16 protein-coding genes are annotated in these 12,831 nt (G+C 60.0%); 9 read left to right on the top strand and 7 right to left on the bottom strand.

What is annotated here, in order from left to right:
* Nucleotides 1–154: 154 nt before the first annotated feature.
* The 4 genes from groES (at nt 155) to AT6N2_RS07190 (ending at nt 3,362) form a co-directional block, all read left to right on the top strand.
* The gene (gene groES / locus AT6N2_RS07175) at nt 155–451 is read left to right on the top strand and encodes a co-chaperone GroES (RefSeq protein ID WP_063947705.1); all 297 of its coding nucleotides are present in this window, start codon (nt 155–157) and stop codon (nt 449–451) included.
* 73 nt (nt 452–524) lie between these two features.
* The gene (groL, locus tag AT6N2_RS07180; protein WP_063947704.1) at nt 525–2,159 is read left to right on the top strand and encodes a chaperonin GroEL; all 1,635 of its coding nucleotides are present in this window, start codon (nt 525–527) and stop codon (nt 2,157–2,159) included.
* 334 nt (nt 2,160–2,493) lie between these two features.
* A complete protein-coding gene (locus AT6N2_RS07185) occupies nt 2,494–2,859 on the top strand; it encodes a hypothetical protein (protein WP_209089535.1) in 366 nt (121 codons plus the stop codon).
* A 56-nt stretch (nt 2,860–2,915) separates the two neighbouring features.
* The gene (locus AT6N2_RS07190; protein ID WP_063947703.1) at nt 2,916–3,362 is read left to right on the top strand and encodes a DoxX family protein; all 447 of its coding nucleotides are present in this window, start codon (nt 2,916–2,918) and stop codon (nt 3,360–3,362) included.
* A 62-nt stretch (nt 3,363–3,424) separates the two neighbouring features.
* On the opposite strand, the gene hisG is transcribed toward AT6N2_RS07190, so the two are convergent.
* From hisG to hisS, 4 genes are read right to left on the bottom strand one after another with little or no spacing between them, the layout of a single operon-like run.
* Nucleotides 3,425–4,117: an ATP phosphoribosyltransferase gene (gene hisG, locus AT6N2_RS07195; RefSeq protein ID WP_063947702.1), complete on the bottom strand. Its 693-nt coding sequence runs from the start codon at nt 4,115–4,117 to the stop codon at nt 3,425–3,427.
* Nucleotides 4,114–5,238 carry an ATP phosphoribosyltransferase regulatory subunit gene (locus tag AT6N2_RS07200; protein WP_144575698.1) on the bottom strand — a complete coding sequence of 375 codons (1,125 nt, stop codon included), beginning with the start codon at nt 5,236–5,238 and terminating at the stop codon, nt 4,114–4,116. The genes hisG and AT6N2_RS07200 overlap by 4 nt, the downstream gene beginning before the upstream one ends.
* Before the next feature lie 16 nt (nt 5,239–5,254).
* Nucleotides 5,255–5,623: a VOC family protein gene (locus tag AT6N2_RS07205; RefSeq protein ID WP_144575699.1), complete on the bottom strand. Its 369-nt coding sequence runs from the start codon at nt 5,621–5,623 to the stop codon at nt 5,255–5,257.
* A gap of 4 nt (nt 5,624–5,627) precedes the next feature.
* The gene (hisS, locus tag AT6N2_RS07210) at nt 5,628–7,151 is read right to left on the bottom strand and encodes a histidine--tRNA ligase (protein WP_209089536.1); all 1,524 of its coding nucleotides are present in this window, start codon (nt 7,149–7,151) and stop codon (nt 5,628–5,630) included.
* Between the two features lie 235 nt (nt 7,152–7,386).
* Here hisS and relB point away from each other — a divergent pair, with 235 nt between their 5' ends.
* From relB to AT6N2_RS07225, 3 genes are read left to right on the top strand one after another with little or no spacing between them, the layout of a single operon-like run.
* Nucleotides 7,387–7,614, top strand: coding sequence for a type II toxin-antitoxin system RelB family antitoxin (gene relB, locus AT6N2_RS07215; protein ID WP_063947698.1), 228 nt, complete (start codon nt 7,387–7,389; stop codon nt 7,612–7,614).
* On the top strand, nt 7,598–7,867 hold the full coding sequence (locus AT6N2_RS07220) for a type II toxin-antitoxin system RelE family toxin (RefSeq protein WP_144575703.1): 270 nt from the start codon (nt 7,598–7,600) through the stop codon (nt 7,865–7,867). The genes relB and AT6N2_RS07220 overlap by 17 nt, the downstream gene beginning before the upstream one ends.
* Before the next feature lie 6 nt (nt 7,868–7,873).
* Nucleotides 7,874–8,638, top strand: a complete 765-nt coding sequence (locus tag AT6N2_RS07225) for a hypothetical protein (RefSeq protein WP_209089537.1) — start codon at nt 7,874–7,876, stop codon at nt 8,636–8,638.
* A gap of 25 nt (nt 8,639–8,663) precedes the next feature.
* On the opposite strand, the gene AT6N2_RS07230 is transcribed toward AT6N2_RS07225, so the two are convergent.
* Nucleotides 8,664–9,581 (bottom strand): LysR family transcriptional regulator, encoded by a 918-nt coding sequence (locus AT6N2_RS07230; RefSeq protein WP_209089538.1) that lies wholly within the window; start codon nt 9,579–9,581, stop codon nt 8,664–8,666.
* A gap of 81 nt (nt 9,582–9,662) precedes the next feature.
* Here AT6N2_RS07230 and AT6N2_RS07235 point away from each other — a divergent pair, with 81 nt between their 5' ends.
* Nucleotides 9,663–10,706 carry a YeiH family protein gene (locus tag AT6N2_RS07235; RefSeq protein ID WP_209089540.1) on the top strand — a complete coding sequence of 348 codons (1,044 nt, stop codon included), beginning with the start codon at nt 9,663–9,665 and terminating at the stop codon, nt 10,704–10,706.
* Nucleotides 10,707–10,720: 14 nt separating this feature from the next.
* Here the strand turns inward: AT6N2_RS07235 and AT6N2_RS07240 are convergent, their stop codons facing one another.
* Nucleotides 10,721–11,164, bottom strand: coding sequence for a hypothetical protein (locus tag AT6N2_RS07240; protein ID WP_209089543.1), 444 nt, complete (start codon nt 11,162–11,164; stop codon nt 10,721–10,723).
* The gene (locus AT6N2_RS07245; protein ID WP_144575711.1) at nt 11,161–11,790 is read right to left on the bottom strand and encodes a DNA-3-methyladenine glycosylase I; all 630 of its coding nucleotides are present in this window, start codon (nt 11,788–11,790) and stop codon (nt 11,161–11,163) included. The genes AT6N2_RS07240 and AT6N2_RS07245 overlap by 4 nt, the downstream gene beginning before the upstream one ends.
* Before the next feature lie 234 nt (nt 11,791–12,024).
* Here AT6N2_RS07245 and AT6N2_RS07250 point away from each other — a divergent pair, with 234 nt between their 5' ends.
* Entirely contained in the window at nt 12,025–12,801 is a 777-nt protein-coding gene (locus AT6N2_RS07250) for a L,D-transpeptidase (RefSeq protein WP_209089546.1), read from the top strand.
* The last annotated feature ends 30 nt before the right edge of the window (nt 12,802–12,831 follow it).

Here is a 12,831-nt window from a genome sequence, read left to right on the forward strand (position 1 = left end):
ACCATAGGCCGTAAAATTTTTCAGGCAGGGCGTTCTTGACTCCGGGAGAAGCCCTCCTTATCTCGGTTGTGCTGGCACTCGACAAACGAGAGTGCTAACACCCATCAGGCGAGCTGCAAAAGCTCGCGCAGTCATTTGATCGAGGGATTAGACAATGACAAGCACCAATTTCCGCCCGCTTCACGATCGCGTCGTCGTTCGTCGCGTTGAGTCCGAAGAAAAGACCAAGGGTGGCATCATCATTCCCGATACCGCCAAGGAAAAGCCGCAGGAAGGCGAAATCGTCGCCGTCGGTTCCGGCGCGCGCGATGAGTCCGGCAAGGTCGTCGCTCTCGACGTCAAGGCTGGTGACCGCGTTCTGTTCGGCAAGTGGTCCGGCACCGAAGTCAAGATCAACGGCGAAGACCTTCTGATCATGAAGGAAGCCGACATCATGGGCATCATCGGCTGATTTCGGCCAACCCATCCTTCCTTAAATTTCAAGCCGGACCCGGTCCGGCCATTCGAAACCAGGAGTTTTGAACATGGCAGCCAAAGAAGTAAAATTCGGCCGCACAGCGCGCGAAAAGATGCTCAAGGGCGTCGACGTTCTTGCTGATGCAGTGAAGGTAACCCTCGGCCCGAAGGGTCGTAACGTCGTTATCGACAAGTCCTTCGGCGCTCCGCGCATCACCAAGGACGGCGTTTCGGTCGCCAAGGAAATCGAACTGGAAGACAAGTTCGAGAACATGGGCGCACAGCTCGTTCGCGAAGTTGCGTCCAAGACCAACGATATCGCCGGTGACGGCACCACCACCGCGACCGTTCTGGCCCAGGCCATCGTTCGCGAAGGTTCCAAGGCAGTTGCTGCCGGCATGAATCCGATGGACCTGAAGCGCGGTATCGATCTGGCCGTTGCTGAAGTCGTCAAGGACCTTCAGGCCAAGGCCAAGAAGATCAACACGTCCGAAGAAGTTGCGCAGGTCGGCACGATCTCTGCAAACGGCGAGCGTCAGATCGGTCTCGACATTGCTGAAGCAATGCAGAAGGTCGGCAACGAAGGCGTCATCACCGTTGAAGAAGCCAAGACCGCTGAAACCGAACTCGAAGTCGTTGAAGGCATGCAGTTCGACCGCGGCTACCTGTCGCCCTACTTCGTGACCAACCCTGAAAAGATGGTTGCGGACCTCGAAGACGCCTACATCCTGCTGCACGAAAAGAAGCTCTCGAACCTTCAGGCCATGCTGCCGGTTCTCGAAGCTGTCGTTCAGACCGGCAAGCCGCTCGTCATCATCGCTGAAGACGTCGAAGGCGAAGCCCTTGCAACGCTCGTCGTCAACAAGCTGCGTGGCGGTCTCAAGATCGCTGCCGTCAAGGCTCCTGGCTTCGGCGACCGCCGCAAGGCCATGCTGGAAGACATCGCCATCCTGACCGGTGGTACCGTCATTTCCGAAGACCTCGGCATCAAGCTCGAAAACGTTACCCTCGACATGCTCGGCAAGTCGAAGAAGGTTTCGATCTCCAAGGAAAACACCACGATCGTTGACGGCGCTGGCCAGAAGTCCGACATCGAAGGTCGTGTTGCCCAGATCAAGGCCCAGATCGAAGAAACCACCTCCGACTACGACCGCGAAAAGCTGCAGGAACGTCTTGCCAAGCTCGCTGGCGGCGTTGCCGTCATCCGCGTTGGCGGTTCGACGGAAGTCGAAGTGAAGGAAAAGAAGGACCGCATCGACGACGCTCTCAACGCGACGCGCGCTGCCGTTCAGGAAGGCATCGTGCCTGGTGGTGGCGTGGCTCTGCTGCGTTCGTCCACGAAGATCACCGCCAAGGGTGAAAACGACGATCAGGAAGCCGGTATCAACATCATCCGCCGCGCGCTGCAGGCTCTGGTTCGCCAGATCGCAGACAACGCAGGTGACGAAGCTTCCATCGTTGTCGGCAAGATCCTCGAGAAGAACGAAGACAACTACGGCTACAACGCCCAGACGGGCGAATATGGCGACCTGATCCAGCTCGGCATCGTCGACCCGGTCAAGGTTGTTCGCACGGCTCTGCAGAACGCAGCTTCGGTTGCTTCCCTGCTGATCACCACCGAAGCCATGATCGCCGAGCTTCCGAAGAAGGACGCTCCGATGCCGGCAATGCCGGGCGGCGGCATGGGCGGCATGGACTTCTAATCAGTCCTGTCACCGGATTAAGAAAGGGCGGTCTTCGGATCGCCCTTTTTGTTTGCCGCCCATGCCCTTTAAGTGGGTCCGGCGTCGCGAGCGCGCCGGTCGGGCGGCATGGACTTCCAGTCAGTCCTGTCACCGGATTAAGAAAGGGCGGTCTCCGGATCGCCCTTTTTGTTTGCCGCCCATGCCCTTTAAGTGGGTCCGGCGTCGCGAGCGCGCCGGTCGGGCGGCATGGACTTCCAGTCAGTCCCGTCACCGGAATAAGGAAAGGGCGGTCTCCGGATCGCCCTTTTTCGTTTGCTGCCGTGCGATATTGGTCTCTTTTGAGACAGACGCAATGGCGGGCCGCAATCAGCCACAAATTCGAAGATTACTGACGGTTATGCGGGCGGATGACTATTTATCGTACATCCGCGCAAGCGGCTTCCAGCTTTTTGGGGGCCTTTGTCTAGTTTTACCAACCGGCCGCTTCGGGTTCGATGTCCGGAGGCACGTTCGACTGCGGCTGGCGGAAATACTTGCGCCTTCCGGCTTTCAGGATCAGGAGCAAGGTCAGGTCAGTGGCTTTTCCTGTTTCCGCGCCTGGAGCAACGTTGCTTCTATTCTTGAGCCCGTCCAATACGGAGGACCTGACCGTTCACAAAATGAAGACAAATTGTCTCCTATTGTTCATCTTTCTGGGCGAATGATTTTCCGTCATTGATATCTCCAGACATTGCCCCAAACCGGCGACACGCCGATCAATTACCGGAGATTTCCATGTCCAGCAGCCAGAACGTTCTCGTTCTTATTGCCCGTATCCTGCTTTCCTTCATCTTCATCTATTCCGGCTTTGGTAAGCTGACTGATCCGGCCGGTACGGCTGGCATGATCGCCGGTGCCGGCATGCCTGCCGCAACCGCGCTCGCCTATCTGGCAGGTCTTTTCGAACTCGTGACCGGTCTTGCCATTCTCGCCGGTTTCCAGACGAAGATCGCCGCCTGGGCCCTGGCCGTCTTCTGCGTCTTCACCGGCCTCGTCTTCCACAGCGGCACCGTTGCCGTTCCCGGCTGGCCTGACCCGGCTCTCGGCTGGATCAATGCGCTGAACGGCATCATGCTGATGAAAAACATTACCCTCGCCGGCGCTTACATCCTGCTCGCTGCCTTCGGCCCCGGCGCCTATTCCGTCGATGCGAAGCGCGGTGTTGCTCTGGCCCACGCCTGATCCGAATAGACCATAAACAAAAAGGCCGCCGGAGCGATCCGGCGGCTTTTTTTGTTTAGTTCTCAGACCGCCGCTTTGATGCGGGACGCGATCTCTTGCACCGCCGCATTACCTTCATGCTCCGGCTTGCGGGCGCGGACAAAACAGGCTTCCGAACGAACGATGATGCCGTCGGAGAGAATTTTCAGGTGATTGGCTTTCAGGGTCGAACCCGTAGAGGTGATATCAACGATGATATCCGCCTGCCCCGCCGCCGGCGCGCCTTCGGTGGCGCCGAGGCTTTCGACGATCCTGTAAAGCTGAATGCCATGCTGGCGCGAAAAGAACTGCTGCGTCAGCCGCCAGTATTTGGTTGCGATGGCCAGCCTTCTGCCATGGCGGGCGCGGAATTCCGAAGCGACATCACCGAGATCGGCCATGCTGTCCACATCCAGCCAGATTTCCGGCACAGCGACCACGACATCGGCATGGCCGAAACCGAGACGGGCGCAAAATTCCACCTGCGCATCGGCATTGGTCAGGCCCTCACGCACCAGATCTTCCCCGGTCACGCCGAAATCCACCGTGCCGGCACCGATCTCGCGGGCGATCTCGGAGGCCGACAGGTAGGCGATCTCGATATCGTCGCGACCTTCGACGCGGCCGCGATAGGAACGATCATTGCCGACGGCAGCGACTTTCAGCCCGGCGCGTTCGAGAACAGCGGAGGAATCTTCCTTCATCCGGCCCTTGGAGGGCAATGCGATGGTGATCATGGCTTACTCCCGCGCACCGTTTCGATGCGATCCAGCCAGAGCGAGAAGCCCACGGCCGGTATTTTTTCCTGTGCGCCGAGCAGCGTCAACAGCCGGTCAAAACGGCCGCCACCCGCGAGAACACTGTCTCCACCCGCTTCCATCACCTCGAAAACAAGGCCGGTATAATAGTCCAGCGGGCGACCGAAGGCCGCGCCATAGGTGACGGTTTCGAGGTCAACGCCAGCGTTCGAAAGAGCCGCGACACGTTTGTCGAAAGCGGAAAGCGCCCCATCCAGTTTCAGCTTCGCCTTTGTGGCAAAATCCGCCAGAACCTGCGAGGCCTGCGGTAGAGGCGCCTTCAGAGCGAGGAACTGCTTCAGCAGCGCAAAACTGTCATCCGGCAGACGTGTCGCCGCAAGGGCCAGTTTTTCCCTGAGGCGGCGGGCGATTTCCTGTGGCGAGCGGCTTGCATTGGTGGAATAGCCGGTCTCCTGCATCACCGTGTCGAGATAATCGACCAGCACCGCCTCATCCCCGGTCGCCAATAGTCCGGCGACGCGGGCGTCCAGCCCGGTCATCGGCTTCGGATGCACGAGGCTTTCCAGCAGCGCATCGAGCTGCGCCATATCGCCGAAGGCCTGCACCAGCCGCTTCTGCCAGCCGAGCGGCAGGCCGAGGGCCGCCACCACCGCCTCGAACACCTGCTGGTCGCCCAGCGTGACGGCAAGCGCCCGGCCCGGCAGCAGACGCCGCAGTATCCCGGTGGCATCGATGACCGCACGCGCATCGGCGGCGGCGATATCGGTATCACCGAGATCCTCGATACCGGCCTGATAAAACTCATTCGCGCCCTCACGGCGCTGGCGGAAGACTTCACCGAGATAGGAATAACGCTTCGGCGTGCCGGTGGCGGTCTCGATATGGCGCAGACAGACGGGGATGGTGAATTCGGGTCGCAGGCAGAGGCTTGTCCCCGTCTCGCTCTCGGTCATGAAGATACGGCGGCGCAGATCCTCGCCTGCCATATCCAGAAACGGTTCAGCGGGCTGGATCACAGGCGTGTTCACGCGGCTCGTACGGCGCGCAGCGAATTCTTCCAGTAGCTCTCCGGCAAATTCCGGCATGTCGATCAGGGGCATGGAACGGTACTTTTCGTCACGGTTCGAGCGGCTGCATCATTTCGATGCGGTTTCCGAAGGGATCATGGACATAAAACCGGTGATACCCTTCCAGCGGCTCATCCTCAACCACATGGCAGCCCGCTGTTTCAAGTGTTTTTCGCAAGGTTGCGAGATCATCGACCAGAAACGCCGGATGGGCTTTTTTCGCCGGTCGGAAATCCTGCTCGACGCCCAGGTGCAGTTTTGTCGAACCCCGGCTGAACCAACAGCCGCCGCGCGCACCCAGATTGACAGGTTTTGCCTGCTCCGCAAAGCCGAGCAGGCTGCCGTAAAAAGCCCGCGCCTCTTCTTCGCGGCCGGCTGGCATCGCCAGTTGAACATGGTCGAGCGCAAGGATTCCCATGGCTTCAGCGCCCTTCGGTGGCGCGGCGAACGTCCTCTGCCTGATGCTCCAGAATCTCGCGGACCTTTGCCACCAGCTCGGCCTCCGGCACGCTGACCTGGGCCACACGCGCCTCGCGCCAGCTGGCATTGTCCTCGATCTCGCCGGAGAGGCGCTTGCCCTCGATCAGGTCCTTGATCTGCACCACGCCTTCGGCGCGCTCGTCACCGCCCTGAATAATGGCGATGGGGGAGCCGAGGCGGTCGGCATATTTCAGCTGGTTGCCGAATTTCTTCCAGTTGCCCTGGTACATTTCGGCGCGGATGCCTTCAGCGCGCAACGCCTGCGTGAAGCGCTGGTAACGGCCCATGCTCTCCACATCACCATCCATGACGGTGATGAGAACAGGAGCGAGCGGCTTGACCTGTCCGAGCTTGCCGAGGTTCTTGAGCGCCGTCATCAGCCGAGAAACGCCAATGGAGAAGCCCGTGGCCGGAACCGGCTGGCCCATGAAGCGCGAAACGAGGCCGTCGTAACGACCGCCGCCGCCGACGGATCCGAACACGACCTTTTCGCCCTTTTCATTGGTGACGTCGAAGGTGAGCTCGGCCTCATAGACCGGGCCGGTGTAATATTCGAGGCCGCGCACGACTGAGGGGTCGATCTTGATGCGATCAGCGCCGTATCCGGCACTGGTGACCAGAGCGCCGATGGTGTTCAGCTCATCAACGCCTTCCTCACCTTTCGAGGTGCCCGCAACCAGTTTCGCGAGATCATTTGCACTTGCCGCATAATCCTTGATGCCAACGAAAAACAGGACCTTTTCGATCTGCTCGTCACCGAGACCGGCACCCTTGGTAAAGTCACCGGACTCGTCCTTGCGGCCGGGACCGAGCAGCAGCTTCACGCCTTCCGGCCCGAACTTGTCGAGCTTGTCGATGGCGCGCAGCACGTTCAGACGACGACCGGCATTCTCCTCGCCGCCGAGACCGATGGCTTCCATGACGCCGTCGAGCACCTTGCGGTTATTGACTCGGATGACATAGTCGCCGCGCTTGATGCCAAGCGCTTCCAGCGTATCTGACATCATCATGCACATTTCGGCATCGGCCTGCACGCCGGCTGCACCCACCGTATCGGCGTCGAACTGCATGAACTGCCGGAAGCGGCCAGGGCCGGGCTTTTCGTTGCGGAAGACGTAACCGGCGCGATAGGTGCGGTATGGCAGCTGGATTTCGTTGAAGTTCTCAGCGACATGACGGGCGAGCGGTGCGGTCAGATCGTAGCGCAGGCTCATCCACTGGTCGTCGTCATCCTGCAGCGAAAACACACCTTCGTTCGGGCGGTCGCTATCGGGCAGGAACTTGCCGAGCGCATCGGTATATTCGAACTGCGGCGTTTCGATCGGGTCGAAGCCATAGAGCTCGTAAACCCTGCGGATCTTGTCGATCATCTCGTTGGTGGCATGGATATCGGCAGCCGAGCGGTCCACGAAGCCACGCGGCAGGCGGGCTTTCAGTTTCTGAGGCTTTTTTGCTTTTTCGCTCATGATGCCGATCCGATATTTTCCTGGAATTATGCCGGTGTTAAAGCGCGCCGCGCTTTAAATTCTGTTTTTTACGCATGTCTTTGTCCCAAAACCGCTGCGCACTTTTGGGAGACATGCTTTAGAGGATGAAGCCCGGTGCGGCAAGCCGCAAAGGCTCCGGTTTTACTGGCTTCTGAAAGCAAGCGATGCTATGTGGGATGCGTGTATCCCGCTTCAGTCGGAAAGGACGCGAGCAATGAGCAAACAGACGGCCATCCGCCTCCCGGATGAGACCTACGAGCGGCTGAAAGCGCTGTCTGAGCGCACCGGCCGCACATCCGCCTATTATATCCGCGAGGCGATCGAGAAACATATCGAGGATATGGAAGACCTCTATCTTGCCGAAGAGGCAACGCGGCGCATCCAGCGCGGAGAATCGAAGGTTATAAGCGCCGAGGAGTTCTGGCGTGATCTGGACAATTGAATATCACACGCTTGTCCAGAAAGAGATGCGCAAGATAAATCCGGAAGTGCGCCGGCGTATCCGCAGCTTTCTCCATGAAAGGCTGGCGGCGCTGGACGACCCGCGCCAAACCGGCGCGGCCCTTCAGGGTTCCGAACTCGGGAATTTCTGGCGCTACCGGGTGGGAGACTACCGCATCATCTGCGATATACAGGACCACAAGCTGGTCGTGCTGGTGGTCGAAATCGGCCATCGTCGCGAAATTTACCGTTAGGCATTCATGATCCTCGAAGCCCTGCAATATGCCGCCACCCGCGCGGTTACGCCGAAAGAATTCCGGCCGCATATCCGCTATTCCGTCAATCTCTGGGCACGCGCCAACCGCTGCGCCGCCGCCTGGGCGGAGCATGAAAACAACAGCCGGCAATTCCTGCTGCAATCGGCGCGAAGGCTGAAGCAGAGGCGGACGGCCGTGGTGCTGGGGTCCGGCCTGCTGCGGGATGTGCCCTATGATGCGCTGGTAGCGATGTTCGATACCGTCGTTCTGGTCGATCTGGTGCATCTCGCCAGCGTGCAGGCGAAGCTACGTTTCAATGCCAAGAAAAACGTCCGAATCGCCAATCGCGATCTCTCCGGATTCGATGATCTCATGGCCGGACGACCGGCGGAACCGCTCGATTTCCTGCGGCGCGTGCCCTATCTCGATTTTGTCGTCTCGGCCAACCTGCTGTCGCAGATCGGCACCGGTGCGCGGCACCGGCTGGAGCGGGAGACATTTACGAACGCGCCTGATGATCTCATGCCAAGGCTCATTCACACGCATCTCGATACGCTGGCCGGTCTGCCCTGCAAGGTCTGTCTGGTGACGGACACGGCCTTCGACGTCATCGGCAAGGATGAAAGCGTTCAGCAGCACGAAGATTTGATGCATGGCGTCGAGATTAACGCACCTGCTGTCGCGTGGGACTGGCCGCTCGCGCCCTTCGGGGAGGAAAGTCGGGATTATCGCATCGTGCATCATGTCATTGCGCGGGAAATGACATGATCGCCACACGCCTTGCATCTAGAGCCTACAACCCCGCAAGACCGGCTTTGTAGTCCTCCGAAGCCGCCCGGCTGAGGCGCTCTAGTTCCATCGCCGCCCGGCTGGTGTGGCGTTCCTTGTGGCGCAACAAAGCGAAGTTGCGGGCCGGTAGATCGATACCTGAGCGGACCAGCAGTCCCTGCCGCAGGAACAGAGATGCGACGGAGGAAGAGACGGCGGTTGCCGCACCGCCGGAACGAGCCGCCATCACCACCGCCTCATTGGATGGCAATTCCAGCATGACGGACAACTCCGCGGGGTCCACCCCCATCTGCCGCACCGCCGCCTCAAAGGCGGAGCGCGTGCCGGAGCCCTGCTCACGCAACACCCATGACGTGCCATGGAGCATGTCCAGCGAGGTGAGATACCGACCGTCGGCAAAGGGATGGGCCGAACCGGTGACGACCAGCAGTTTGTCCGACACAACGGGCTGCACCATCAATGCCGGCTCGTCGATCTTGCCTTCGATGAAACCGACCTCCGCCAGACCCTCCAGCACGGCCTGCGTTACCGTCCTGGTATTGCCGATATCCAGCCGGACCGTGACGCCGGGATAGAGTTTTTTGAACTGCATCAGGATCGGCGGCAGCCAGTAGCTGGCAATGGTCTGGCTGGCGCAGACGGTGATTTCGCCCCGCGTCAGCCCGCCCATTTCCGAGAGGATCAATTCGGCATTGCGCACACGCGCCAGCGTGGCCCTGGCTTCGCCTAGAAACGCACGGCCACTTTCGGTCAGCTCGATATTGCGGCCGACGCGGTGGAACAACTCGACATTATAAAAAGCTTCAAGATTTTTGATGGCGGAGCTGACGGCGGAGGCTGTCAAACCGATGGCTTCGGCGGCCCTTGTCAGGTGCTCGCGTTCGGCAACAGCGATGAAGATGCGGAGTTGTTCAAAGGTCATTATCGTTCATTCGATTTTATCGAACGATATATGCCAGATTATTTGATGGAATAAAACAGGCAGCTGCGGCAGGGTTTACCCATGGCACATCATCGCACCCTCGCTCACCCCGTCCAATTTTCGCTTCGCTGGCTAACCCCGCTTTTGCCGGGAATTGTCATCTGCGCGGCGGTCAGCTGCGCCGCCATTCTGGCGGAGCGCTTTCAGGTGCGGCTTGCGGGCCACGCGTGGCTTGGCGATCTGGTGCTTGCCATTCTGATCGGCACGCTTGTGCGTTCGCTGGTGTCGCTGCCTTCAGTCGCTGCGGCCGGCATTAAATTCAGCGCAAAGACACTGCTTGAAATCGCGGTGGCGCTTCTCGGCGCGTCTCTCAGCCTCTCCATCCTCAAGGGCGCCGGCGGTCTGCTGATTGGCGGCATTGCGCTGATCGTGGCGCTGTCGCTTGTCGTCAGCTATGCCGCCGGGCGGATGCTGGGCCTGCCGCCCAGGCTCGCGACGCTGATTGCCTGCGGTAATTCCATCTGCGGCAATTCCGCCATAGCAGCTGCGGCGCCCGCCATCGGCGCGAAACCAGAAGACGTCGCCGCCTCGATCGCCTTCACTGCCGTTCTCGGTGTCGTCGCCGTGCTTTTGATGCCGTTCCTGCCACAGCTGCTCGGGCTTGATGCCACCCAATACGGCATTTTCGCCGGGCTCACGGTTTATGCCGTGCCGCAGGTGCTGGCCGCGACCGCACCGCTTGGCGCCGTGGCCGTGCAGACGGGCACCATCGTCAAGCTCATCCGCGTGCTGATGCTGGGACCTGTGATTGCCGCCCTTTCCGTTATCCACGGCCGGTCGGACACGGGAGGCCTCAAGCTTCAGCAGATGGTTCCGTGGTTCATCGTCGTTTTCATTTTGATGATCATGGCCCGCTCCTTCGGCCTTATTCCCGGGGTCCTGCTCTCTCCTATCGCCACGGTCTCCAACATCCTCACCATCATGTCGATGGCAGCTCTGGGTCTGTCGGTCGATATTCGTAGCCTGCGCCATGCCGGCGGCAAGGTCATCATCGCGGCAAGCCTGTCGCTGCTGCTGCTGGGAATTCTGAGCTTCGGCCTGATCGTGCTGACCCAGACGGCCTGACTTGAGGTCGACCGTTATTTCCCGGCGCTGACCGTTAGAGTGTAATGCGCCCCCAGCCCGCGGCGCGGCGAACCCAAAATGAGCGTCGGGCGGATGAGCCACTCCGTGTCAGCTTTCGGAGTCAAAGTCGCGATCTTGCCCTGGGAATCGCTGAAGAAGATCGCATCCTCATCCGGCGTCGAAAAATCGAATATCGCCATCAGAACGAATTCGCTGGAGGCGGCAAGCTCGATCTTCACCGTCTCACCCGCCTTCACCTTCAGGCGATAGACATCGCCGCGCCCGCGCCGGGTCCAGCCATCGAGCTTCAGCGGTCCGGCGGGCGGCAGCGCCACTTCTTTCAGCCTTTCGCCATCGTCGAGCCAGATGCCGTCGACATTGCGTGCTTCGGCAAAGGATGGATGCGGCAGCGCGGCGACAGACATCGTGAGCGCCAGGAGAAGGGCGGTTACCTTCATGGACGTACAAACTCCCGCCGCATGACCTCTATCGGCTGGCGGCAATGACAGCCTTCGATATGATCGTTGACCATACCCATGGCCTGCATGAATGCATAGACGGTTGTCGGGCCGACGAAGGTCCAGCCCCGCTTTTTCAGATCCTTGGAAAGACGGATGGATGCGGCGCTGGTGGGGTTGGCCCTTAACGTCGCATAGTCCAGCCTTTGCGGCCTTTCTGCGGCGGAGGGTTCGAAGCCCCAGAAATATCGGGCGAGCGAGCCGAACTCATCGCGCAATAGCACGGCGCGGCGGGCATTGTTGATGGTTGAAACGATCTTGCCGCGATGGCGGATGATGCCCTTGTCAGCAAGGCAACGCTCGATATCGGCCTCCTTGAACTCCGCCACTTTTTCGAACTCGAAATTGGCGAAGGCACGACGAAAGGCCTCGCGCTTGCGCAGGACCGTCAGCCAGGAAAGGCCGGATTGAAACCCTTCGAGGCAAATCTTCTCGAACAGGCGGCGATCATCGGTGACGGGATAGCCCCATTCCTCGTCGTGATAACGGCTGTAATCGTCCAGCCCCTGTTGCCAGAAGCACCGGACAAGGCCGTCAGCCCCCGTTTCAAGTCCCGCTTCAACCATTCCTGAAACCACCCTTTTTCACCACCGTCCACAGGCGCGCAACGAGCTCACTTACCACTCATTCACCACGTTTCAAAACCGCCTGCTAACCCTAGAATCAGCTTTCTTTAATCAAGCGCTTTTTAATGAACAGCCATTTACGATTCGCTGGCGTCAAGGTGCGAACGTGTCCGGGAAAGCGGGAGAATTCCCGCAGGTGCATAGTTGCGATATCCCGCAGAGAGAGTCCACCCGATGACGATGAAGTCCGTTTTTCTGGCGCTGAGCCTCGTTTCCACCCTCGCCGTACCGGCGGCGATCGCCAATGAACGGTATCGCGAGCGTCCGCCCGTCGTCGTCAGCCCGGACCTCTCGGCGCCCTGGGTCACCCAGCTCGGTGGCCGCGGCAACGTTCGCCCGGTCGTCTATCCGCGCGCACCTGCCGCACGCCAGCCGTTCTTCCAGCAGCGTCAAACGGCCATGCCGCAGCGCCCCAGTTCCGGCGTCACATCACAGCGCCCGACGCGGGTGCAGAATGCAGCGGTCCGTCCCAATGCACCGGTGCGCACCCAGATCGCGCCGCAATTCCTGCCGCAGATCGTGACCTACCAGACCACACAAAAGCCCGGCACCATCGTCATCGATACGCCGAACCGCTTCCTTTATCTCGTGCTTGCCGATGGCAAGGCTCGGCGTTACGGCGTCGGCGTCGGCAAGCCCGGTTTCGAATGGGCCGGAACACACAAGGTGACCCGCAAGGCGGAATGGCCGAGCTGGACACCACCGAAGGAAATGATCACCCGCGAGGCTGCCAAGGGCCATTACCTGCCGGCGTTCATGGAAGGCGGCCCGGCCAACCCGATGGGCGCGCGCGCCATGTATCTCGGCTCGACGCTTTACCGCATCCACGGCACAAACCAGCCCTGGACAATCGGCAGCAACAATTCTTCCGGTTGCATCCGCATGCGCAATGAGGATGTCACCGATCTTTACGAGCGCGTGAACGTCGGAACCACCGTCATAGTGATATGATGGCAACGGTGGCGTTAATATGCCTGCCTG

The organism is Agrobacterium tumefaciens, from assembly GCF_017726655.1.
Taxonomy (GTDB): Bacteria; Pseudomonadota; Alphaproteobacteria; order Rhizobiales; family Rhizobiaceae; genus Agrobacterium; species Agrobacterium tumefaciens_B.